Origin of the sequence: Rhodococcus mengyinensis, assembly GCF_048381435.1 — a bacterium.
GTDB classification, from domain to species: domain Bacteria; phylum Actinomycetota; class Actinomycetes; order Mycobacteriales; family Mycobacteriaceae; genus Rhodococcus_F; species Rhodococcus_F opacus_D.
Map to the genome: position 1 here is coordinate 148988 of NZ_JBLWIT010000050.1, position 22747 is coordinate 171734.

Here is a 22747-nt window from a genome sequence, read left to right on the forward strand (position 1 = left end):
TTGGTCTGTTTGCCTACAACCTACAAAAGAGAGCCGACGGCCGTCGTCCCCGCACCCCGCGCGACACGGTCCGCGAACCAGCGCAGGATCTCCTCACCAGCGGCGATACCGCTGCTTCCGGTGACCGACAGGGTCGGGTGCTGCCAGTCGAGGGTTTCGAGTTCGCCGTGCCGGGGGCGGATGGCGGCGTCGGCGGCACTGAGCATGGTGGCGTCGAGGGCCCCGTCCCCGGCCGCCAGCACGGGCGCTTCCGGCGCGAGCACTCCGTCGTCGACGAGCCTCGTACGGACCTCCGCGACCGCGCGGCTCTTGCACACCGCGTCGGGCATCGTGTAGATCTTGCGGCCCTGCCGGGAGGCCCCCCATCCCCGGTCGACGCACCAGTCGTTCCACTCCTCGACGAAGCCGGCCGGCATCGCGTCGAGGTCCACGACCAGGTAGGAGAACAACTCGTCGGCCACCCGGGACGAACGCACCCAGCTGTCGTCGATGCGTCGGCTCAGCTCGGCGCCGACCTCCACCAGCGAGGCTCCACCGTCGGCCATCGCGATGTCGACACCCGACCGCCAGCCCGCATCGGGCACCCCGTCGACGAGGATGTTGCCGCCGTTGGTCGTGATCGCGTACCGCCACGGCGCCCCCGGCAGGTCGATGCGCTGGAACTGGGCGACGGTGCGCGTGGTGGTAGGCACGACCACGGCGGACGCGGTGAGCTTCCGCAGCATGGCCTCGGCGGCCGACGTGACGTAGGACAGCGGCTTGCCGTCGTACACCTCGACGCAGAGGAGGTCCTCGTCGCCGGGCCGCTCGGCCACGTCACTCTCGATGACGGCGAGTTCCATGGCCCCGCGCGAGTAGATCATGGTGCGGTCGAGGTCGGTCGCGATCAGCGCGGTCATGTCACATCCTTGATCAGGCCCATACACGAATAGGCCAGGTCGGGGACCTCTTCGACGGGGACCGCCCGCGCGGCGGCGAGTAGCCGGATGTGTGCGTGCTCCGGGGCGTCGAGATCGCGGACGAGCACCCGCCACGGCACCCGGCGCAGCAGCACCCGGGTGGTCTCGCCGACGCCCGGCTTCACGAAGTTCACACTCGAGATCCCGTACTGCTCCCGGACCGCCTCGACGGACTTCCAGCCGTCCCAGGTGGGGGTGCGGTCCGACCGCAGCAGGTCCTCGACGTCGCCGGGAACGTGCTCACGCACATCCCCGAAGGAGGCGCCGACGGAATCGAGGAGATGATTGGACACGTCCTCGTCCGCCAGGTGCGCGTAGAACTTGGCGCCGTGGAAGTCGCCGGGTCCGATCAGTGTGTCGTTGAGGACGGTCCGCGACACCAGGCCCGACACGGTCGAGTTCAGGCACGCGGAGGCGATCAGGAAGTCGTCGCGGGTGCCGAACGTGCGGACGCAGTGCCCGGGATCGGCGAGGACGGCGAGGTCGTCGTCGAATTCGGCGCCACCGGCTTCGCGGTACTCGGCGAGTGCCTGCGACAACTCGCGGGCGATGGCGCCCTTGCCCGTCCATCCGTCGACGAACACCACGTTCGCGGGGTCGTGATGACGCGCAAGGTAGTCGAGCGCGACGGCGTCGATCCCCCGGTCGCGGACGATGGAGACGGCGTAGTGCGGCAGCGTCAACCCGTGGACGTCCCGCGCCCAGCGGCGCATGAGCACACCCACCGGGGTTCCCGCCCGCGCCAGTGACACGAGGGTGACGTCGCGGCCCCGCTCGGCCAGCACGAGGTCGGTGACCGTCCCCACGGCGCGCGCCAGCCGGATGGAGCTGTCCTGCAGCACCTTCTCGAACAGCTCGCGGTACTCCGCGTCGGGCTGGTACTCGATGGGCAGCGTCTCCGCGTAGTGGGACTCACCCGACTGGATTCGGCGCTCCCGCTCGGCGACATCGGCTTCGAGGTCGACGTGCGACAGGTCTTTGAGCAGCCAGCCCACCTCGTCGGCGGAGTACGAACCGAACGCCGGGCCGGTCAGCGGCGCCGTCACGTCGACGCTCCCGCACGTGCGGCGCGCAGCGACCGCGGGTCGGCGCCGGACACGACGGCCAGGAGCACATCCGTCCCCGACGCGGTGAGCACGTCGAGGAATCCGCCGGCCGCCGTGAGCCGGTCGGTGTCGGCCGCGGCGTCGATCACCGCGACCACGACGGCGTCCTCGTCCGGCCACTCGGCGTTGTAGACGAAACGCGGCTGCTCTTCACCGTTCTCGGGCGCTGTGAAACGGAATCCTCGGCGCAGCGGATATCCCGGCTGGTCGAGCACGTAGGCGGGTGACCGCGTGGTCGTCTGGAAACGAACCCGGACACCGGACGTGGCGAGCGCGTCCGCAATTCGCAGAGGCAGGTACATCAGCTCTTCGTGTCCGACGACGATCACCGGGCGCTGCGGATCGAGCCGGTCCCGGAGCACCGCGGCCGCCGACGCGACGGCCGCATCGAACTCCTCGGTGTCTTCCCGCAGGAACCCGTGCCGGCCACCTTCCGGAACCGCTGCGGGCCACGGTATGTCGGCGCGCTCGACGGCCCCGGTCCGCTCACCGACGGGGTTGAGCACCGGTTCCGGAAGGGCACCGACCGAGTCGATCAGGCCGTCGGGAAGCTCGGTGCGCCCCACCGCCAGACTCACGCTGTCGATCTGCACCCCCAGTTCGGCGGCGGCGGCGTCGACGGCGTCCCGGTGGCCCTGCTCGCGCATGTCGACGAGCGACGCCACGACGTAACGGCTGCGCGGGTTCTGCCGGTGCAGCGCGCGGATCGCGTCGACAGCGGTGGCGCCGGTGGAAATCTCGTCGTCCACGAGGACGAGGGGACGATCGCCCGTGAACAACTCGACGGACGTCGGCTGCAGCTGGTGGCTGGTCGCGTGCGAGTGCCCCTCCTCGAACCCGGCGGACGTCCCGATCTCGGGGACGTCCCGGCGCGTGGAGTGCAGGTAACACCGAGCGCGCAGCCGGGCCGCGACACAATGCCCCAGACCTGTTGCGGTCTCCGCGAATCCGAGCACCACGGGATCTGCATCCGGTCCGAGAACGTCGGCGACCAGATCGCCGAGACGGTCGCCCGCGCCGATCACGGCACCCGGGTCGGTGGGCACGTGCTTGCCGAGGACCGTCGAGACGAGCAGGTGGGCACGACGCGGGTTACGCCGCAGGCCGGGCTCGACGAGTTCGGGGATGGTCAGCCCCGTGCCCGAACCCACGTGGGCGAGCGTCAACCCCAGGTGTTCCGTGGCCCAGGGCACTGCGCGCACGGCAGTGGGTGAGCTCATCGGACGGCCAGTGCAGTCAGTAGATCCACGAACGTGATTCCCTCGTTTGTCACGCCGAACACCTTCGCCCGGACGAGTGTCTTCTCGGCCCAGCTGCGGTGCGGGCGCATTTCGTTCATCTTGTTGCGGTATCCCGACGCCTGGACGCCGCCGACGCCCTCGGCGCCGAGAATGTCGAGCGCATCGTGGTACTCCTCGTGCGTCACCGCGGACAGGGCGTGCACGGCCGCGACGTGCGTGGGGTGGATGACCGTCTTGCCCTGGATGCCGTTGGCGCGGTCGAGGGCGATTTCCCGCAGCAGACCGTCCAGATCCCGGCTGACCAGCTGCTGACGGAACCGCACCTCGTTGTGCTCCTCGAACGGCGTGGCGCGCAGGGTCGGCCGGAACATCCGCTCGTGGTCGGCGAAGTACTCCCACACGGGACCGGTGATGACGTGTCCGGTGTCGTCGGCGCGGCCCAGGAAGTTGACGATGCCGGCAATCGCGTCCGCGACCACCCGCACGTCGTAGATCGTCAGGTCGCGGTCGCGGCGGATACCGAACGTGGCACACATGTCGGTGGCGCCGATGCGCACGGCGAGGATCCGCTCGCGGTGTTCGACGAGCAGTTCACCGATCTTCGCGAGTTCGTCGTCGCGGGTCTCCCGGTGCACCAGTGCCGGCGATTCGAGCACCGGCATCGCGTACAGGTGCTTGCCGAGCCGCTCCGACGCCGCGGCCAGCTCGTCGAGGAATGCACGTCCCGTCGCACCACCGAACTTGGGGATCACGAATCCGGACAACACCTCGACGCCGGTGGTCAGCAGGTCGGCGATCCGCCGAAGGTCCTCGGCCGCCCGCACCCGCACGAACAACTGCATCCGCGCACCACCGTGGACGGCGAGCCGATCGAGCGCGTCGACGGCGTTGAGCAGCGCCGCCTCCACCTGATCGTCGGCCACCGCGTCCTCGAGGTCCAGGACCATCGAGCAGACTCCGTCACCGGACCGGCGAAGGATCGTGTCCGCGAGGTCGGACCTCGTCGCAGGCACGTACAGCGTCGCGCCCAGCGCGACGGCCAGCACCGTGCGATCCTCGTCCGGCCCGAGAGCGTGCGGAGCGTGCAGGAACAGCCGGCCGTGCGTTTCGGGATCGAGGTGGTGGAAGTGCCGCACGTGCCGCACCGCCGCCGTCGTCGCACCTGGCGGCATGTCTTCGCTAATGCTCATCGTTCCCCCGTGTCATCGCTGTCCTGTGTGTCCTCTCATCTTCTGAACCACCTCGGCGATGAACGCCGACACGGCATCGAGCTGGGCGACGTACGCCCAGTAGTCGGGATGCCTCCCGGTCAGTGTCCCTGCAATTCGGTCTATCCGCTCGAGCTGAGCGTCGAGGACCGATCCCCATTCCCGCACGAGACCACGATTGACAGCCAACATCTGGGCGTCGCGGAGGCGAAATCTGATCTCGTTCTCCTTGGCCCGTGGGTTCTCGCGGACCTCCCGCAGCAACAGCAGGCGATCGGTGACACCGTCGACGTTCGCCTCGGCGTCGACCAGATGGGTCCGCGCGGCGGCGGTCAGATCCAGCGCCCCCTCCGGATTTCCGGCGGTCAGAGCCTTCTGCGCCTGCTGCAGATCGGTTTGCGCCTGCTCGATGTGCCTGCGGCTCTCGCGGTCGTTGTGGACGAGATCCGCCGAACTGGCCGCGTTGAACTCGCGCAGCAGGGCGGAGTAGGCGGGCGCCAGCCGTTCCGCCCGCGTCTGCACCGCGGCGATCCTCGTCGTCACCGACGACACGGCGTGAGCGGCGTCCAGTTCCTTGGACGGGGCCGCGGCCAGTGCCTTCTCGAGCGCCGCCGACACCTCCCGCACGCGCGCTGCCGCTTCGCGGACCGGATTGGCGCCACGGGCGCCCTGCAGCGCCACGACCGCGGCGTCGAGTGCCGCTCCCCGGTCGCGCACCGACGGGTAGCCTGCGTACGCGCCGCCCTCGGTCTGCACCCGCTGCTGCGCCGCGGAGGCGACCTGAAGCGCCTGCTGGGCGAGTTGGGGTACGGCCGCCAGCATCGCGGTCGACTCCTCGAGATGGCCCCGATATGTGCGATAGAACTCGTCGAGAGACTGCGTCGCCGCCACCAACTGCCGCGTCACCTGCTCGTACGCGGCGGCCGCCGCGGGTGTCTGCACGTTCTCGAATTGGTCTTCCGCCGCCAGATACGCCGTCGCGGCCTGGTAGCACCCGTCGCGAACCGGTTCCCAGGCCCGCCGGATTCCGCGTTCCGGAGTCAGCTGGTCCGAGGCGTCCACGGCCGCGGCGGCGATGCTCTGCCGGTTGTCCATATCGAGAAACGCTGCGACCATCGTGTCGTGGGCGCGACGAGCCGAGTCGTCGCCCCGGGCTCTTCCTCGGAAGCGTCCCGCCCATCCGCTCGTCACGTCCTGAATCGTACTGGTCGGGCCGACAACACCGAGTGGTCCGGAATTGCCTGTGCACAAACCTGTGGACAGTTCGCGGGATGGGACAAGTCGGACAAATTCATTATCGTGGTGTTGCACGACGAACCCGGAACTTCGACAGTTGTCGAGGGTCCACCCACCTCCTCTCGAAAGGACCCCTGAATGGGCGTCAGCTTGACCAAGGGCGGCAATGTTTCTCTCACGAAGGAGGCGCCGAACCTGACCGCGGTGGCTGTCGGACTCGGATGGGATGCCCGCTCGACCACCGGCACCGACTTCGACCTCGACGCCAGCGCCATCGGTGCGGGCGCCGACAAGAAGGTCGTGTCGGATCAGCACTTCGTGTTCTTCAACAACTTGCGCTCCCCCGACGGCTCGATCGAGCACATCGGTGACAACACCACCGGTGCGGGCGAGGGCGACGACGAGGTGATCAACGTCAACCTGGCGGCGGTCCCCGCGAACATCGAGAGCATCCTGTTCCCCGTCTCGATCTACGATGCGGAGACCCGTTCGCAGTCGTTCGGTCAGGTCCGCAACGCCTACATCCGCGTCGTCGACCAGGCCAACGGCAACGAGCTCGCCCGCTACGACCTGTCCGAGGACGCGTCGACCGAGACCGCTATGGTTTTCGGCGAGCTGTACCGCAACGGTGCGGAGTGGAAGTTCCGCGCCATCGGACAGGGCTACGCGTCCGGGCTGGCCGGTATCGCCCGCGACTACGGCGTCAACGTCTGACAGTCGTCACGTTCTCCAGCCGGGGGAGGGTTTCACGGCCCTGACGTGAAACCCTCCCCCGGTGCTCGTCCACCTGCAGTAGCCACCCTGCATGCCCACTAGAGAAAGGCCACGCTTCGTGGTTCTGCGAATATTCGGTCTCTCCTTCGCCGTGACGGTGATTTCCATCATCATCGCGGCGCTCTACGGAGGCCCCCAGGCCGTCCTCCTCGTGGTGATCCTGTCGATCCTCGAGATCTCACTGTCCTTCGACAACGCCGTCATCAACGCCACCGTGCTCCGCCGGATGAGCGAGTTCTGGCAGAAGATCTTCCTCACCGTCGGCATCGTCATCGCGGTGTTCGGTATGCGTCTGGTCTTCCCCCTCGTCATCGTGTGGCTCGCGTCCGGCCTCGGCCCCGTCGCCGCCCTCGACCTGGCTCTCAACCCGCCTGCCGACGGTGCCGCGTACTTCCCCGACGGCAGCGCCAGCTACGAAACGCTGCTCACCGACGCGCACCCGCAGATCGCGGCGTTCGGCGGCATGTTCCTGCTGATGCTGTTCCTCGGCTTCATCCTGGAAGAGCGGGAGATCACCTGGCTGTCCTGGCTGGAGAAGCCCCTTGCCCGCGCGGGCAAGCTCGACCAGCTGGCCGTCATCATCGCCGGCGCCCTGCTGCTGATCACCGCCGCGTACATCGCCCCCGCGGACACGGTCTCCACGGTGATGATCGCGGGCGTCCTCGGCATGGTCACCTACATCGCCGTCAACGGTCTCGGTGAGTTGTTCAACACTCCGGGGGAAGACGAAGACGGAGAACTGGTCGAAGGGTCCAAGGGCGGACCGACCGAGCTGGCCAAGGCCACCGGTAAGGCCGGGTTCTTCCTGTTCCTCTACCTCGAGGTCCTCGACGCGTCGTTCTCCTTCGACGGTGTTATCGGCGCGTTCGCGATCACGTCCGACCCGATCATCATCGCCCTCGGCCTCGGCTTCGTCGGCGCGATGTTCGTCCGGTCCATTACGGTGTTCCTGGTCCGCAAGGGCACCCTGTCGGACTACGTGTACCTCGAGCACGGCGCCCACTGGGCCATCGGCGCACTGGCCGTAATCCTGCTGGTGTCCATCGGCTACCACGTCAACGAGAACGTCACCGGACTCGTCGGCGTCGCCCTCATCGGTGCCGCCTTCATCTCCAGCATCGTCCGCAACCGCAAGGCCGTCGCGACGGCGGGCCAAGCGGAAGACGACGTGGACGAGCAGAACCCGGTGTCCGTCGGCTAGGTTCTGCCTGTACTCACATCCAGCGGCAGTGCTCGTGACTCGGTCACGGGCACTGCCGCTCGACACTGGAAAGGGCACCCATGGGGCGGCTGCTCGACAAGTCGAAGAAGGTGGTGGAGGCGCAGCTCGCCGGAACCACCATCCGGGCGATACAGGGTTCGATGATCGCCTACGAGGGCAATGTCAGTTTCAAGTCGGCAGGTTTCGGTGGCGGTGACGGGGTCCTCGCCGGAATGAAGAGGCGCGCCACGGGCGAGGCCCTGTCGCTGATGGAATGCTCCGGCCACGGTGTCGTGTACCTCGCGGTGGGCGGTCAGTACGTCTCCGTCGTCGACCTGGCGAACGAGACCCTGCAGGTGGAATCGCAGCAGCTGCTCGCCTTGAGCGGCAACCTGAACACCAACGTCACGTTCACCGGACTACGCGGCGGGGTCGGCGGTCAGGGCCTGTTCACCACGACCGTCTCCGGCCAGGGTCAGGTGGCACTGCTGTCGGCGGGCGGGCCACTCATCCACCTCGAGGTGTCGCCGCAGTACCCGCTGGTGGTCGATCCCGACGCGTTCGTCTCGGCGCGCGGGCAGGTGACGCAGTCGTTCGTGACCGACGTGTCGTGGCGCAGCGCCGTCGGCCAGGGCAACGGTGAGGCCTTCTCCCTCAAGTGGGACGGTCACGGCGTCGTCTCCATTCAACCGGCAGAGCGGTGAGCCCCATGGTCTTCTCGAAAGTGAACTCGAAGGTCGTCAAGGTCGACGTCGGCGCCGCAGGCGGTGTGGTGGCGCGCACGGGTGCGATGTTGTTCTACACGGGTCAGGTGCAGTTCTCACCGCATCAGGTGCCAGGTTCCCAGTCGATGGCGGGCATGGGTGGATTCACCCGGATGGCCGGACGCATGATGCAGGGCGAGCACGAACGCACGATGCTCGCGCAGGGGCAGGGCGAGGTGCACTACGGTCACGCCGGACTCGAGGTGCATGTCGTCGACATGTCGCAGGGTGGCGCGCTGTGCGTCGAGGCGTCCCGGCTGCTCGCGCACAATGCGGGACTGCAGAGTTCGGTGATCTCCGTGACGAGTCAGGGCGGTGGTGGCGGCGGACGCGGCATGCTCGGCGCCCTACGCGGCGCGGCGGCAGGCGCCCTCTCCGGGACCGGAATGTTCACCACGCAGTTGTCCGGGTACGGGTCGGCGGTGCTGCTCGCACACGGCGGCTTCATCGAACTCCCTGTCGGCGGCCCGAATCCGGTGTTCGTCGACCCCGACGCTTTCGTCGGCACGTACGGGAGCGTCCAGGTGGAACTGAAATCCGCCGTCGGCTGGCGTGAGGCCATGGGTCGCGGGGTCGGGGAAGCAATGCAATTGCAGTGCACGGGTCAGGGCATCGTCTACGTTCAGGCTTCGGAGGAGAAACTGTGACCGCCATCCACAATCCGTCGACTCTCGGCGCCAGCGACAACATTCCCGACAACAGCTACGCATTCTGCATCGACCTCACCGCGCCCTGGTTCATCCGCAAGGGTGCGATGATCGCCTATTACGGTCAGATGCAGTTCCAGGCCCTGACCCACGGATTGCACGGCGCCGCACTGCACATGGTCGCCAACCAGTTCTCCGCACCGCTGTACATGGGCGACTATGCGGTGGCCGAAGGATTCGGGAAACTGATCATCGGCGACCGCGGTTACGACATCAACTCGTACGACCTCGACGACGGCAACCTCACCATCCGGGCGTCGAATCTCCTTGCATTCGAACCGGGTCTGGCCCTGAACCAGTCCATCGTGCCGGGATTCCTGACGCTCATCGGGACCGGCAAGTTCCTGGCGTCGTCCAACGGCCCGGTGATGTTCGCCGAGCCGCCGCTGCGGATCGATCCGGAGGCGCTCGTCGGGTGGGCCGACTGCCCGTCCCCGAGTCACCATTACGACCAGGGGTGGATCAGCAACTTCCTCGCGGCGGGCGCCCACATGATGGGAATCAACTCCGGGGAGGAACGGCAATTCGACTTCACCGGCGCCGGAACGGTTCTGATCCAGTCGAGTGAGAAGGTCCTCAGCGACACGCATGTCGTGCGCAGTATCGAGGGGCAGATCCACGGCATCACTCCGAGCGGTCTGCAACGGCTCAACGGCGTGATCGCCGCCAAACTGGCGGAGCAGCCTCGCTGACACCCAGGCGATTGACAGGCTGAGCGAAGAGTTGCGGCAGGGACGGGGAGCACTCTGATCTGTGTCAGGAAGTTCTGACACCGCATCCGATACGTTCCAGGAGGAACCGCATGAAGTCCGTCGTGACCAAGGCCGTCGCAACCGGTGGCATCGCCCTCGCAGCCCTCGGCATCGGAGCCGGCGTTGCCAGCGCCGACCCGGTGGGCCACAACCCCGCCCCGGCCCAGCAGCAGCAGGCGCCGCAGCCTCAGCAGCAGCACGCTCCACAGCAGCAGACCCCCGCGCCGAGCCCGCACGGATTCTGGTTCTTCGGCACCTGGGTTTCCCTGCCCTGATCTGCGTTCCCCTCGCAGGGCGAAGGTGCCCTTCGGCGCTCCCACGGCGCCGAAGGGCACCTTCGTATGTCTACCCGCGACGACTAGCGGGCGGGTCGCATACTCGGATTCGGGCCGAGAGTGATCGTCCGGGTTCTCGGCAGAAGTCCTATTTCCTTCCACCCCGCGGTCAGTGTGATCGTCCCCGACTCCGGGTAGTCGCTGATCCAGTAGTGCGGCGCGGAGTGATATTCGGACGCGTCCGCGGCGTCGGTCTTCGACGTCGAATGCGGGTGGCGTGGATCGGCGACACCCTCCATGTCGTCGACCTGCACGTTCACCGCGAGATACGACCACCGCGCCGAGGGGTCGTCGGGATCGTCCAGCGGACGCGTCTCGTGCCGCGCGAGATCAGCGGATCTGCCTCTCGCCGTCAACTCGATGCGCAGCAGCATGCCCGTCGGGTGCGCGACGACCTCCGCCAGTCTCAGGCTCAGGTCGCGGCTCGTCACGAGCTCCACCGGCCCGTGCACCACGATTCCCTCCGTGGCAGGCGGCGGTGCCGCCGGCCACCGTCTCCTGCGCATGACTCAATCGTCCCACCGGCTCCGACCGGCTGCCACAGCTACGTTTCGCACACTCAGGGCAACTGGGCCATGCCGTACACCTTCGTCGCTCGGACCCGGAGTACCTGCCGGTGCTCGGACACCATCGCGCGGCGGAACTCTTCCCAGTCGTCGTGCTCTTTTCCGGACGCGAGCCGGAACACGTCGACGAGCTCGTCCGCCGCCGCGTCGTGCGGATCGGCCGCGACCGCGCTCAGTTCCGCGTCTCCCTCCACGACCGCGTAGCTCCAGAAGTCGGTCGCGCTGACGTGCAGCGAGACCCGCGGGTCGCGGGCGGCGTTCCGGGTCTTGGCCCGATCCGCCGTCACCGACACTCTCGCGGTCTGCGTGCCGGGGTCCCAGGCATAGATCACGTTGGACAATTGCGGGCGCCCGTCGCGTTTGATCGTCGCGAGGACCGCACGGTTGTGTGCGGCGACGAGGTCGAGAAGGGGGCGCCGGTCGTCATTCGCATCGAGGGTCATGTCTCACCCAACCACGGTCACCGCGGAGGTGTTCCCGTGCGGAGTCGCGGCTGCCCCTGGTCGCAGTCCAGGGCCCTACCGACGAGTAGGGCACCGGGATCGGAAAAACATTGGCCGGTAACGTGTTCCAGGAAATCTCAGGATACTGACCGGTACACATTCTCGTGTGGGATCTGCGGTTCTTCTCGGGTACGCTCTCGTGATCCCGAGCCGGAAGGACCACACGTGAACGACTCATATCTCGTCATCGGCGAAACCACCGTGGCCCGACGGGTCTGTGCATCCCTCCGCGAAAGGGACTTTCACGTACGCCATCTCGTCGCCCCCGACGACGACGAACTCCGCCTGGCGATGGCGGACGAACCTTGCGGTATGGCCGTACTGGTGCGGGACGACGTCGTCGCGCTGCGCTACGCGCTGGCCGCGGCGCACATCTCCGCGTCGATCCCGTTGGTGGTGACGATCTTCGACCGCACGGTCGCGGACCAGCTGTCACAGCTGCTCCCGCAGTGCGAGGTGACGTCACCGGCAGACCTGGCCGCACCGACGCTCGCCGGTCCGTGCCTGGAACCCGAACTCGTCGCGGCCCGGCACGCGGGCGAGCACATGCTGACGGTCCGCATGATCGACGGCCACCCGGAGGGCGCGCACGTCGACCTGCCCCGGCGGAACTGGTGGCGCACCGCGGCGACCGGCGCAACCGGACTGTTGCGGTCGCACGACATCGGCACGCGCATCCTGCTCGGTGGGCTCGCGGGACTCCTGGCGGTCCTGTTCGCCGACTGGCTGTGGCTGATGCTCGGCCAGCACGTGGCACCGCTCGACGCGTTCAACGAGGCGGTGCGGGTGGTGACCACCGTGGGCCCGGGAACCGATACCCACGGCAGCCCCGCCTACGCGGTGTTCGCCTCGGTGGCGATGCTGTTCACCGTCGTCTTCACGGCCATGTTCACCGCCGGAATCATCGAGCGCCTGCTCGGCCCCCGGCTGGTCGGCCTGGTGGGCAGCCGCGTCCTGCCCCGCTCGGGTCACGTCATCGTGGTGGGCCTCGGCCAGGTCGGGCTCCGGCTGTGCCGGGAGCTACAGGCCCTCGGTGTCGCGGTGGTGGGCGTCGAACGCGACCCCCACGCCAAGAACCTCCGGCTCGTGCGGTCGATGAACATCCCGACCGTCGTCGGGCACGGCGGCGACCGTGAACTCCTCGAGCGACTGGGCGTGGGCCGCGCCCTGGCGCTGGCAGCCGTCGGCTCCGACGACCTGGACAACATCGCGGTGTCCGTGGCCGCGCAGGCCCTGTCGCCCGGGCTGCGGCTGGTCCTGCGGGCCGGGGAGCAGGAGGCGATCGCCGAGACGCGGTCGTTGCTGCGGCTCGGCATCATCCGCGACGTCACCAGCCTGAGCGCCACGTACGTGGTGGCCAAGCTGATCGGCCTGCAACCGCAGGGGGTCGTGGCGGACGGCAGCCACCTCTACCTGGAGGTGCCGACGGCGGACACGTCCGAGCCCGTCTTCACCGAGCTGCCCATGTCGCCGCGGATGAGCTGCCGGCACCTCGTCACCGCGTAGCGACCTAGCCGGTCACTGCCAGCGCGTCGATCTCGACGAGCATGACCTCGTGCGGGAGGTCGACGAACACCGTGGTCCGGCACGGCAGCTGTCCGCTCGGCACGTTCGCCGCAATGAACTCTCCGTACACGTCGTTCATCGCGGCGAAGTCGTCCCGGGTGGTGAGGTAGACGCGGAACATCAGCACGTCCTCCACGCTCGCGCCGCCGGCTTCGAGGATCGCCTTGACGTTCTCGAGGGTGCGACGGGTCTGCTCGCGCACGTCGCCCTCCGCGATGTACTTGTTGGTGACGGGGTCCATGGGACCCTGCCCCGACACCTGGAGCATGTTGCCCTTCTTGATGCCCTGGCTGAACGTGTGCGCGGGGGCGGGGGCGCCTTCGGTGCGGATGACGGTGGTGTCGGACATATCGATTCTCCTGTGTGTCGTTACTTTTCGGGTGGACGGGGGACGGTCAGGGCTGGGCGCGGTATCCACAGTCGCGGGAGATCCGCGCCCCCACGGCCTGAAGGGGTTCGAGCAGGTCGAGGACGCGTTCGTAACTGAGCACGACGTCGGGCACCGAGACGGAGACGGCGGCGACGACGCGGCCGGACGCGCCACGGATGGGCACCCCGATGCAGTTGACGGACGGCTCGTTCTCCTCCTGATCGTGCGCCCAGCCCTGCTCCCGGACCATGCGGATCTCGTCGAGGTAGCGTTCGGGCGTCGTGATCGTGTTGGCGGTGCGGGCGGAGAAGTCCATCGAGTCGACGATGGGCCGCAGTTCCGAATCCGGCAGGTCGGCGAGGATCACCTTCGCGACCGCGGTGGAATTGAGGTTGGCGCGCAGTCCGATTCGCGAGTACATCCTGATCTGGTCGTGCGATTCGAGTTTGTCGATGTACACCACGTCACCGCCCTCCATCGCCGCGAGGTGTGTGGTGCGCCCGTATTCGCGGTTGAACGCGACGAGGTGCGGTGACGCGATGCGCCGGACTTCCCGCTGATCGGTGGCCTGCGCGGCGAGCTCGAAGATGCGGGAACCGAGGTGGTACTGGTTGCTGTTGTCGCGGAACGTGAACCGCTCGTCGGACAGCGTTCGCAGCAGCCGCAGCACGGTGGTCTTGTGGACCCCGGTGGATTCGGCCAGCTGGTCGAGATTGGCGGGACCGTTGCCGAGTTGCAACAGCAGGTGCAGGGCGCGGGAGACACTCTGACTCATCCGTTCACTCCACTTTCTCGGGGGGAGAAACCTTTGGCGGTGACGCTCGTGGCCGCCCAGTCCGATTCGGAGCACCGGAGCAGCTCGTCCAGCAGTTCGGCGGGCGGCGGTGGCGCCGAGTCCGCGGCCACCGTCAGGGTGGCGGCGGCACCGATGTGTCCGCGGCGCAGGCACCGTGCCTGATCCTCGCCGCGCACCACACCGCTGAGATATCCGGCGGCGAAGGCATCGCCCGCGCCGACGGGTTCGACGACGTCGACGCGGAGCGCCGGAACCGCCACACTGCGGCCACTGCGGTCGACGGCCAGCGCCCGGTGCGCTCCGTCCTTGACGACGACGGTGGCCGGGGCGGGCAGGATGAGCCGCAACTCGTGCGGATCCGCGGTGCCGAGAACGCGCAGGGCCTCGTCGGCGCCGACGAGAACCAGATCGGCGAGATTCGCCAGTTCCACGACCATCCGCGGGTCGCCGTCCGGCCACAGTTGCTCACGCCAGTTGACGTCGAAGCTGACCACACCGGAGATTCCCGGCCGGTCGCGGAGCAGTCTCCGCATCAGCGCGAGGCACGAATCGGACAGGGCCGGTGTGATTCCGCTGCAGTGGACCACGGCGGCGCGGCCGAACAGGTCCGCGACCGCCGGCCTGTCGAGGAAGCCGGGATCCATGGCCGACGCCGCCGAACCCGCCCGGGAATACAGGCTGTCCGTTCGCGGCTCGCCGTGCTCGTCGAGGGCGGTGGATTTCGAGTAGTGCCCGGTGGGCCGGTCGGGATCGACCTCGATCGCGCGGACGTCGACACCCCGCGCCTGCAGTTCGGTGCGGATGAGGGTGCCGAACTCGTCGTCGCCGAGGCGTCCGACCCAGGCGGCGGGGACACCCAGCGCGGCGAGCCCGGCGGCGACGTTCGCCTCGGCGCCTGCCAGGTGGAGTGTCGAGTCCGGGGCCACCAGGACCATCGCCTCACCGAGGCACGCGACACCGGACTCGGGGGTGGGGGTCGATTCCTGCACTTGTTACCTCTACGACTGCTCGGACCGGCACTGGAGTTGCGTTTCGAGAGCCCTCGCCCCGGCGATGCATGCCACACCGGACCGTTGACGATGACCCAGGCCAATGCTAGACATAGGTGACTCAAAAACGCAATCACCGTTGCATACAGCGCAACGTTGCACTTCACGACCCTCCCCCCGATGAAGACCAGCCCCACAGAACCCGAACGACAGGATCGACGATGACGATCAGCGGACCGGACACACTCGATTCCGGCGCCTTGGCGGAGCTCGACGAGCTGCACTTGTCCGACGTGGACAAAGCTCTCCCCTCCGCGGCGAACGGCCTCACCAAGACCGAGTTCCTCGGAACGCAGCCGCGGCTGTCCGCCTTCAGCACACCCGTCATGGTCCTCGACGAGACGGCCATCGCCGGCAATCTCGACACCATGGCGGCCTGGTGCGAGGCGCACGGGGTCGACCTCGCTCCGCACGGGAAGACGACGATGTCTCCGGTGCTGTGGGACCGGCAGATCCGCAGCGGCGCGTGGGGAATCACGCTCGCGAACTTCGGTCAGCTCCGGGTGGCGGTGCGATTCGGCGCGCGCCGGGTGCAGATCGCGAACTCGCTCGTCGACCCGACCGCGCTGCGGTGGCTGGCCGAGCAGATGGACGCGAACCCGGAACTCGAAGTCCTGATGTGGGCCGACTCCGCGCAGACGGTCGACGCGATGACCGCGGCGCTCGCGGACGTCACGGTGGTCCGTCCGCTGCCCGTGCTCGTCGAACTCGGCGGAGCGGGAGGACGCACCGGCGCACGCTCGGTGGCCGAGGCCGTGAAGGTGGCCGAACGTATCGGCGAGAGCCCCGCCCTCCGGTTGGCCGGCGTCTCCGGTTACGAGGGCGCCCTCGCACACGATGCCTCCGAGGAGTCCCTCGCCCGGGTCCGCACCTACCTCCGGTCGATGGCCGAACTGCATCGCCGGCTCGAGGCCGAGGGTCGCTACCCCGAGGGTCGGGACGTGTACGTGACCGCGGGCGGCAGCGCCTACTTCGACGTGGTCGCCGAGGTGCTCGCCGAACTTGCCGGCGGCAGAACCAAAGTGGTGGTCCGCGCCGGCGCATACATCATCCACGACGACGGCTTCTACACCGGGATCTCACCGTTCGGCCGCAGCGAAGACAGGCAGGCGCGTCGTCTCACGTCGGCGATGCACACGTGGGCCCGGGTGGTGTCCCGCCCCGAGCCGGGCCTCGCCCTGCTCGACGCCGGCAAGCGCGACGTCCCGTTCGACGAAGGACTCCCCACCGCGCAGGTCGTCGCCGGCCAACTCGGGGCGACGCCGCGGCCCCTCGACGGCACCGAAGTGACCGCCGTCAACGACCAGCACGCGTTCCTCCGGCTCGATCCCGCACGGCCCGAACACGATCTGCGTGTCGGGGACGTCGTCCGGCTCGGTCTCTCCCACCCGTGCACCGCGTTCGACAAGTGGCGCTGGATTCCCGTCGTCGGTGACGACTCCGACGATCCCGTCGTCGTCGACCTGATCCGCACCTTCTTCTGATCCCCCGGCCGAGGACTCACATCATGACCACTCTGATCCGTTCCGCCACCGTCGTCGACGGTTCGGAGGCGCCGCGGTACCGCGCCGACGTGCTCGTCGACGGAGACCGGATCGCCGAAATCCGGCCCGAGGCAGATCACTCCGAGACCGGACGCCCCCGCGCGGATCGGGTGATCGACGCCGACGGCCGGGTGCTCGCGCCCGGTTTCATCGACATGCACGCCCACTCGGATCTGCAGATCCTGCTGAACCCCGAGCACCCGTCGCGGATCACCCAGGGCGTCACCACCGAGGTACTCGGTCAGGACGGGCTGTCCTACGCGCCCGTCACCGACGACGTGCTCGCGGTGGTCCGGCGCAAGATCGCGGGGTGGAACACCGATCCCGAGGATTTCGACTTCTCCTGGCGGAGCGTCGGCGAGTACCTCGACCGACTCGACCGCGGTATCGCCACCAACGTCGCATATCTCGTCCCGCACGGGGTCGTCCGGGCGCTGGCGGTCGGCTGGGACGACCGGCCGGCGACACCGTCGGAGATCGTGGAGATGCAACGGATCGTGGCGCAGTCCATGGCAGAGGGTGCCGTCGGGTTGTCCGCGGGGCTGACCTACACGCCGGGGATGTACGCGGACAACGAGGAGTTGCTGGCACTGTGCCGGACCGTCGCCGAGTACGGCGGCTACTTCTCCCCGCACCACCGGTCCTACGGCGCCGGCGCCATGGAGGCCTACGCCGAGATGGTCGACCTGACGTCGCGGGCCGGGTGCGCTCTGCATCTCGCCCACGCCACGCTGAACTTCGGACCCAACAAGGGCCGCGCCCCGGAACTGCTGGCCCTGCTCGACACGGCCGAATCCGCGGGCGCGGACATCAGCCTCGACACCTACCCCTATCTTCCCGGCGCCACCACGCTGTCGGCGATCCTGCCCAGCTGGGCGTCGGCGGGCAGCATGGAACAGACGCTCGATCGACTCCGGGATCCGGTTGCGCTCGAACGCATCCGGGAACATCTCGAGGTCACCGGCTCCGACGGCTGCCACGGGGTGATCGCCGAGTGGCACACGCTCGAGATCAGCGGCGTGCAGAACGCGGAACTCGACGACTACGTGGGGAAGACCGTCGCGGACATCGCCGCCGCCGAGAACCGCGACCCCTTCGACGTGTGCATCGACATCCTGATCCGCGACCAACTCGGCAGCGGCATCCTGCAACACGTCGGCCACGAGGAGAACGTGCGCGCGATCATGCAGCACCCCCGGCACACCGGCGGCAGCGACGGACTGCTGGTCGGCGCGAAACCGCACCCGCGCGGGTGGGGAACGTTCGCACGCTACCTCGGGCACTACAGCCGCGACCTCGGTCTGATGTCCCTCGAGGAGTGCGTCGGTCACCTCAGCGGCCGAGCCGCGACGCGGTTGCGGCTGGTCGATCGCGGCTTCGTCCGCCGCGGCTACGCCGCCGACCTCGTGCTCTTCGATCCGGAGACGGTCAGCGACACCGCGACCTACGCGCAGCCGCGCCAGGCCGCGGCCGGTATCACCCACGTATTCGTTCGTGGCCGCCTCGCCCTCGAGGACGGCCGCCTGACCGGCGCGACCGCCGGAAGATCGTTGCGCCGCGAAGAAGGAGGAGCAGTTCGATGACCGAGATCGACATTTTGCGTGCCGACCGGGTACTGACGGTGGTGCGAGCGGAGACCATCCCCGACCCCGCGGACCTGTGCCACGCCCTCGCCGAGGGCGGAATCCGGACGGTCGAGTTGACGTTCACCACGCCCGATGTGCTCCATCATCTCGGTCGCGCCGCCGACGCCGCAGCCGCGGCAGGCAGCATCCTCGGCGTCGGAACCGTGATGACCAGCGATCAGGCCGCCGCAGCGATCGACGCCGGCGCCCGGTTCCTCGTCACCCCCGGCATTCGACCGGACGTCGCGAAAGTCGCGACGGGACGGTCGGTTCCCGTCTTCCTCGGCGCGTTCACCCCCACCGAGGTGGCCATGGCCGTCGACCTCGGCTCGGCCGCGGTGAAGATCTTCCCCGCCAAGCGGCTCGGCCCCGACTACCTGTCGGACCTGCACGGCCCGTATCCCGGCGTCGAACTCCTGCCGTCGGGTGGGATCAACGATTCCAACGCCCGCCAGTTCCTCGACGCCGGTGCGCTGGCCGTGTGCGCGGGCACCAGCGTCGTCCCACCGTCCAGCGTCGAGGCAGGCAACTGGACCGACATCACCGACCGCGCACGATCGTTCGTCGCCGCGCTCTCGAACTAGTCCCACTCTCGCCCGACCCCACCCACCTCCCCTGGAGACGCAATGACGTCGTTCGTCGACTGGCTGCAGCACGACACAGCCGGACTACTCACTCTCGCAGCGGTATCCATCGCCGTGCTGTTGATCCTCATCATCAAGCTGAAGCTCGAGCCGTTCATCGCGCTGATCGTCGTCGGCGTCGGCGTCGCGCTCATCGCGGGAGTGTCGGTGGTCGAACTGGTCGGCACACCGACGTCGGCGGCCGACTCGATCCTGGAGAAGGGGTTCGGCGGCATCCTGGGGCACATCACCCCGATCATCGGTCTGGGCACCGTCCTCGGCGCGATGATGGAACGCTCCGGCGGTGCCGACGTCCTGACCGAACGGCTCCTGAAGTTGTTCGGGCCCAAGGGCGCTCCGCTGGCGATGGGTGTCACCGGACTCGTGCTCGGCATCCCGGTCTTCTTCGACATCGGCATCTTCATCCTCGCCCCGCTCGTGTACGTGGCGGCGAAGCGCGGCGGCAAGTCGCTGGTGATGTACGCGATGCCGATGCTCGCCGGCCTGTCCATGACGCACGCGTTCCTGCCACCGCACCCGGGCCCCGTCGCCGCGGCCGGTCTGCTGCACGTCGACATGGGCTGGATCATCATCATGGGTCTCGCGTGCGGTATCCCCGCCTGGTTCGTCAGTGGCGTCGTCTGGGGTAGCTGGATCGGCAAGCGGGTGATCATCGAGGTCCCGGACGAGTTCATCCCGGAGGAGAAGGAAGCCGACAAGAACCCGCCGCCGCTCTGCCTGATCTCGTTCATCATCCTCGTCCCGATGGTGCTGATCCTCGGTGCGACGGTCGGCAACGTGGTCCTCGAAGAAGGCTCGACGCTGCTGTCGGTCCTCATCTTCCTCGGCACACCCACGATCGCGCTGACCATCGCCGTCCTGCTGGCGCTGTACCTGCTCGGGACCCGGCGCGGAATCACGGCGCAGGAGATCGGTGCGATGTCCGCGGCGGCGTTGAAACCGGTCGGCATGATCCTGCTGGTCGTCGGCGCAGGTGCGTTCTTCGGCGCGGTGCTGCGGGCCACCGGAGTCGGGCAGGCCCTGGCCGACTCGATGGACGCACTCGGCCTCCCGGTCATCCTGTCCGCGTACCTGATCAGCTGCGCACTCCGCATCGCCCAGGGCTCGGCGACCGTCGCCATCGTCACCACCGCAGGCGTCATCGAACCGTCGATCGCAGCCGGAAACTATTCGTCCCCGCAGATCGCCCTGATCGTGATCGCCGTGTCGGCCGGATCCATCATCGCCAGCCACGTCAACGACGGCGGATTCTGGATCGTGTCACGGTATTTCAACATGTCGGTGAAAGACACCCTGAAGACGTGGACGGTGCTCGAAACCATCCTGTCGATAGTGGGCTTCGCGATGGCCTCGCTGATCTGGGTGCTGGTCTAGCTCCCGGAATCCGCGTCGCGCAGCGCCCGCGCCGCACCGGCGAACGTCCGCACCTGCCGGTCGTCCCAGACATGGGCAGGCACACCGCCACCCAGCAGTGTGCGGACGAGTGCGGGGTCGTCGCCGATCGGCACGTCGCTGCCCGCGATCACGATGTTGCCGTAGCGGCGGCCCTTGAGCATGGCGGGATCGGCGATGATCGTGGTGTGCGGGAACACGCTGCCGATGGTCGCCGCCTCCCGGCGCGCCAGGACGAGGTCGCGGGTGTCGCCGCAATTGACCGCATAGATCCCGCCGGGCGCCAGCACCCGTCGCACGTGCCCGGTGAACTCCGTCGTCGTCAGCGGCGCCGGAGTCGTGTTCCCGGCGAACACGTCGCGCACGATCAGGTCGCGGCTGGACTCCGTCAGCGTCTCCGTGACCGCCCGCGCCTCACCCACCCGCAGTCGCAGCAATGGTGCCCGCGGGAGGTCGAACCATTCGCGGACCAACTCGGCGAGTTTGCCGTCGAGTTCGACCACCACCTGCCGGGCGTCCGGATACCGGGCGGCGAGATGCCGGGCAAGTGAGCAGGCGCCCCCGCCGAGGTGCAGGGCCCGCACCCGCTGATCCGTCCCCCAGTGCGAAGCGACCAGTTCGGCGATCCACCGCATGTACTCGAAATCGAGGTGCGTCGGGTCCGACAGGTCGATGTGGGAACTCTCGACCCCGTTCACCTTCAACACCCAGCCGTGCGGATTGAGGTGGTCTTCGGTGAGCTCGCAGGTGCCCGTGTCGATCGGGTACACACCGGCGACGGGACCCCCGTCGGCTGTCCGGGCAGCTCGACCGCCGCGCTGCCTGCCCATCGTCCGTCTTCCCTACTGCTCGCGTCGTCCGCTCGCGTCTGCTGCGAGAATCGTCCTCCCACGATACCGGGACGAGACACGGGTGACCTACCGTGGTGACGCGCACGAGAAGGGAAGACGATGGAACCTCAGGAAGTCGACTTCGCGCACACCGAAGGCGCTGCGAAGCGACGTCGCGAGAAGGCGATGGGACTCGCGCGGTACGTGTGGGATCGCGGAATCAGCGGTCAGGAACTCCTCGACCTCACCGATGGCACGCTGCGGAAACTCGCCCGGGCGGCCGGGTCGAACCCGCCGAGCACCATGGAGACATGGCTGACCGTGGTCGAGTTGCTCGACCAGAAAACGGCGTGGGCGGAGCGCCACCCCGACCATCCCGCCGCCACCCCGGCGCACCGCGACGAGAAGATCATGTGGGTGAAGCCGCCGATCGTCCCCTGGACCTCCTGACCCGTGAGTACTTATCAACCGCCCGCGGTTAACAAGTACTCACGGGCGGAGCATGAGGATGCGGTCGTCGCCCTCCCCCGGATCGCCGCGCCCGTCACGGTTACTGGTGCTGAACCAGACGGCACCGTCCGGTGTCGCGACGACGGTACGCAGTCGCCCGTACTCTCCGTCGAACAGCGACTGCGGTTCGCCGAGCGCGCCGTCACCGGCCACGGGGATCCGCCACAGTCGTTCGCCGCGCAGCGCCGCGACCCACAGCGCGCCGTCCTGGAACGCGAGCCCGGACGGGGACGCCTCGCCGGTGGACCATTGGACCACCGGATCGACGAAGCCCGCCTCGTCCGACCGCCCCTCGACCTCCGGCCATCCGTAGTTGCCGCCGGGTTCGATGAGGTTCACCTCGTCCCAGGTGTTCGCCCCGAATTCGGTGGCCCACAACCGGTCGGCGTCGTCCCACGCGAGGCCCTGCACGTTGCGGTGCCCGAACGACCAGACCGGTGAACCGGGGGTGGGGTTGTCGGCCGGGATCGACCCGTCGGGGTTGATCCGCAGAATCTTGCCGCCGAGTGAGGACGGGTCCTGGGCGCGTGGCCGGTCGCCGGCTTCACCGGTGGCGACGTACAGCTTGCCGTCCGGGCCGAATGCGATCCGGCCGCCGTCGTGGATCGATCCGGCGGGGATGCCCGTCAGGATCGGGGCCGGCTCGCCGAGGCTGCGGCCGTCGAACCGCAGGGCGACCACCCGATTGTCGTCGTCGGTGGTCAGGTACGCGTAAATCGTTTGATCCGTTGCGTAGGCCGGTGAGACGGCCAGGCCCAGCAGTCCCGATTCGCCCCGCGCCGCCACGCCGGGCACCTCGCCGATCACAGTCGTGTCGCCGTTCGCCTGCAGGTGCCGGATCGCGCCGCTGTCCCGTTCCGCGATCAGCGCCGTCCCGTCCGGCAGGAGCGCGATCCCCCACGGCACGACGAGGTCCGCGGCGATCACCGTGGGCTCGCTGCCTCCCGGCGCGGCGACCGCGGTACTCGTCGACGGCTGCGCGGAAGTCCCCTCGGACTGGCAAGCCGCACACGTAACGGCCACCAGCAACGCCGTGGCCGAGAAAAGTCGCCGTCCCATGGGTGTCCTC

General features: G+C 68.4%; 24 protein-coding genes. 12 read left to right on the forward strand and 12 right to left on the reverse strand.

The features are described from left to right. Positions 1 to 20 precede the first annotated feature (20 nt). The 5 genes from ACNJ7E_RS09740 to ACNJ7E_RS09760 are packed head-to-tail and all read right to left on the reverse strand — an operon-like array spanning position 21 to position 5630. Positions 21 to 899, reverse strand: a complete 879-nt coding sequence (locus ACNJ7E_RS09740; RefSeq protein ID WP_418339715.1) for an HAD family hydrolase — start codon at positions 897 to 899, stop codon at positions 21 to 23. Then, on the reverse strand, positions 896 to 2005 hold the full coding sequence (locus ACNJ7E_RS09745; protein ID WP_418339716.1) for a cysteine protease StiP family protein: 1110 nt from the start codon (positions 2003 to 2005) through the stop codon (positions 896 to 898). The genes ACNJ7E_RS09740 and ACNJ7E_RS09745 overlap by 4 nt, the downstream gene beginning before the upstream one ends. Next, positions 2002 to 3285: a phosphoribosyltransferase family protein gene (locus ACNJ7E_RS09750; protein ID WP_418339717.1), complete on the reverse strand. Its 1284-nt coding sequence runs from the start codon at positions 3283 to 3285 to the stop codon at positions 2002 to 2004. Before ACNJ7E_RS09750 ends, ACNJ7E_RS09745 begins: the two co-directional genes overlap by 4 nt. Further along, positions 3282 to 4496: an HpcH/HpaI aldolase/citrate lyase family protein gene (locus ACNJ7E_RS09755; RefSeq protein ID WP_418339718.1), complete on the reverse strand. Its 1215-nt coding sequence runs from the start codon at positions 4494 to 4496 to the stop codon at positions 3282 to 3284. Before ACNJ7E_RS09755 ends, ACNJ7E_RS09750 begins: the two co-directional genes overlap by 4 nt. Before the next feature lie 12 nt (positions 4497 to 4508). Then, positions 4509 to 5630, reverse strand: a complete 1122-nt coding sequence (locus ACNJ7E_RS09760) for a hypothetical protein (protein ID WP_418339761.1) — start codon at positions 5628 to 5630, stop codon at positions 4509 to 4511. Between the two features lie 258 nt (positions 5631 to 5888). Here ACNJ7E_RS09760 and ACNJ7E_RS09765 point away from each other — a divergent pair, with 258 nt between their 5' ends. The 6 genes from ACNJ7E_RS09765 (at position 5889) to ACNJ7E_RS09790 (ending at position 10223) form a co-directional block, all read left to right on the forward strand. Continuing rightward, positions 5889 to 6464, forward strand: a complete 576-nt coding sequence (locus ACNJ7E_RS09765) for a TerD family protein (protein WP_009475137.1) — start codon at positions 5889 to 5891, stop codon at positions 6462 to 6464. A gap of 118 nt (positions 6465 to 6582) precedes the next feature. Then, complete coding sequence (locus tag ACNJ7E_RS09770; protein WP_418339719.1) at positions 6583 to 7725, forward strand: DUF475 domain-containing protein; 1143 nt, start codon at positions 6583 to 6585, stop codon at positions 7723 to 7725. 80 nt (positions 7726 to 7805) lie between these two features. After that, entirely contained in the window at positions 7806 to 8429 is a 624-nt protein-coding gene (locus ACNJ7E_RS09775) for an AIM24 family protein (RefSeq protein WP_280780522.1), read from the forward strand. Positions 8430 to 8434: 5 nt separating this feature from the next. Then, positions 8435 to 9136 (forward strand): AIM24 family protein, encoded by a 702-nt coding sequence (locus tag ACNJ7E_RS09780; RefSeq protein WP_271209559.1) that lies wholly within the window; start codon positions 8435 to 8437, stop codon positions 9134 to 9136. After that, positions 9133 to 9888, forward strand: coding sequence for an AIM24 family protein (locus tag ACNJ7E_RS09785; RefSeq protein WP_011595185.1), 756 nt, complete (start codon positions 9133 to 9135; stop codon positions 9886 to 9888). The genes ACNJ7E_RS09780 and ACNJ7E_RS09785 overlap by 4 nt, the downstream gene beginning before the upstream one ends. A gap of 110 nt (positions 9889 to 9998) precedes the next feature. Beyond that, positions 9999 to 10223, forward strand: a complete 225-nt coding sequence (locus ACNJ7E_RS09790; protein WP_280780523.1) for a hypothetical protein — start codon at positions 9999 to 10001, stop codon at positions 10221 to 10223. Between the two features lie 83 nt (positions 10224 to 10306). Here ACNJ7E_RS09790 and ACNJ7E_RS09795 read toward each other — a convergent pair whose 3' ends face one another. Next, a complete protein-coding gene (locus tag ACNJ7E_RS09795) occupies positions 10307 to 10789 on the reverse strand; it encodes a hypothetical protein (protein WP_280780524.1) in 483 nt (160 codons plus the stop codon). Positions 10790 to 10842: 53 nt separating this feature from the next. After that, positions 10843 to 11292, reverse strand: coding sequence for a PPOX class F420-dependent oxidoreductase (locus ACNJ7E_RS09800; protein WP_164059794.1), 450 nt, complete (start codon positions 11290 to 11292; stop codon positions 10843 to 10845). Positions 11293 to 11517: 225 nt separating this feature from the next. On the opposite strand from ACNJ7E_RS09800, the gene ACNJ7E_RS09805 reads away from it, so the two are divergent. Further along, complete coding sequence (locus tag ACNJ7E_RS09805) at positions 11518 to 12858, forward strand: potassium channel family protein (protein ID WP_280780526.1); 1341 nt, start codon at positions 11518 to 11520, stop codon at positions 12856 to 12858. A gap of 4 nt (positions 12859 to 12862) precedes the next feature. On the opposite strand, the gene ACNJ7E_RS09810 is transcribed toward ACNJ7E_RS09805, so the two are convergent. The 3 genes from ACNJ7E_RS09810 to ACNJ7E_RS09820 are packed head-to-tail and all read right to left on the reverse strand — an operon-like array spanning position 12863 to position 15073. Beyond that, positions 12863 to 13267 (reverse strand): RidA family protein, encoded by a 405-nt coding sequence (locus tag ACNJ7E_RS09810; protein ID WP_009475147.1) that lies wholly within the window; start codon positions 13265 to 13267, stop codon positions 12863 to 12865. Positions 13268 to 13313: 46 nt separating this feature from the next. After that, the gene (locus ACNJ7E_RS09815) at positions 13314 to 14063 is read right to left on the reverse strand and encodes an IclR family transcriptional regulator (protein WP_280780527.1); all 750 of its coding nucleotides are present in this window, start codon (positions 14061 to 14063) and stop codon (positions 13314 to 13316) included. After that, positions 14060 to 15073 carry a sugar kinase gene (locus ACNJ7E_RS09820; RefSeq protein ID WP_418339720.1) on the reverse strand — a complete coding sequence of 338 codons (1014 nt, stop codon included), beginning with the start codon at positions 15071 to 15073 and terminating at the stop codon, positions 14060 to 14062. Before ACNJ7E_RS09820 ends, ACNJ7E_RS09815 begins: the two co-directional genes overlap by 4 nt. Positions 15074 to 15294: 221 nt before the next feature. Here ACNJ7E_RS09820 and ACNJ7E_RS09825 point away from each other — a divergent pair, with 221 nt between their 5' ends. Genes ACNJ7E_RS09825 through ACNJ7E_RS09840 form a run of 4 tightly spaced genes read left to right on the forward strand, consistent with a single transcriptional unit; the run spans position 15295 to position 20320 of the window. After that, the gene (locus ACNJ7E_RS09825) at positions 15295 to 16617 is read left to right on the forward strand and encodes an amino acid deaminase (protein WP_418339721.1); all 1323 of its coding nucleotides are present in this window, start codon (positions 15295 to 15297) and stop codon (positions 16615 to 16617) included. 23 nt (positions 16618 to 16640) lie between these two features. Next, positions 16641 to 18260: an N-acyl-D-amino-acid deacylase family protein gene (locus ACNJ7E_RS09830; RefSeq protein ID WP_418339722.1), complete on the forward strand. Its 1620-nt coding sequence runs from the start codon at positions 16641 to 16643 to the stop codon at positions 18258 to 18260. After that, positions 18257 to 18886 carry a bifunctional 4-hydroxy-2-oxoglutarate aldolase/2-dehydro-3-deoxy-phosphogluconate aldolase gene (locus ACNJ7E_RS09835; RefSeq protein WP_418339723.1) on the forward strand — a complete coding sequence of 210 codons (630 nt, stop codon included), beginning with the start codon at positions 18257 to 18259 and terminating at the stop codon, positions 18884 to 18886. The genes ACNJ7E_RS09830 and ACNJ7E_RS09835 overlap by 4 nt, the downstream gene beginning before the upstream one ends. Positions 18887 to 18928: 42 nt before the next feature. Next, positions 18929 to 20320, forward strand: coding sequence for a GntP family permease (locus tag ACNJ7E_RS09840; RefSeq protein ID WP_418339724.1), 1392 nt, complete (start codon positions 18929 to 18931; stop codon positions 20318 to 20320). Here the strand turns inward: ACNJ7E_RS09840 and ACNJ7E_RS09845 are convergent. Beyond that, positions 20317 to 21168 carry a spermidine synthase gene (locus ACNJ7E_RS09845; protein ID WP_283354407.1) on the reverse strand — a complete coding sequence of 284 codons (852 nt, stop codon included), beginning with the start codon at positions 21166 to 21168 and terminating at the stop codon, positions 20317 to 20319. The genes ACNJ7E_RS09840 and ACNJ7E_RS09845 overlap by 4 nt on opposite strands. Positions 21169 to 21288: 120 nt before the next feature. On the opposite strand from ACNJ7E_RS09845, the gene ACNJ7E_RS09850 reads away from it, so the two are divergent. Then, positions 21289 to 21618 (forward strand): hypothetical protein, encoded by a 330-nt coding sequence (locus ACNJ7E_RS09850; RefSeq protein WP_280780534.1) that lies wholly within the window; start codon positions 21289 to 21291, stop codon positions 21616 to 21618. A 39-nt stretch (positions 21619 to 21657) separates the two neighbouring features. On the opposite strand, the gene ACNJ7E_RS09855 is transcribed toward ACNJ7E_RS09850, so the two are convergent. After that, on the reverse strand, positions 21658 to 22737 hold the full coding sequence (locus tag ACNJ7E_RS09855; protein WP_418339725.1) for a PQQ-dependent sugar dehydrogenase: 1080 nt from the start codon (positions 22735 to 22737) through the stop codon (positions 21658 to 21660). Positions 22738 to 22747: the final 10 nt, after the last annotated feature.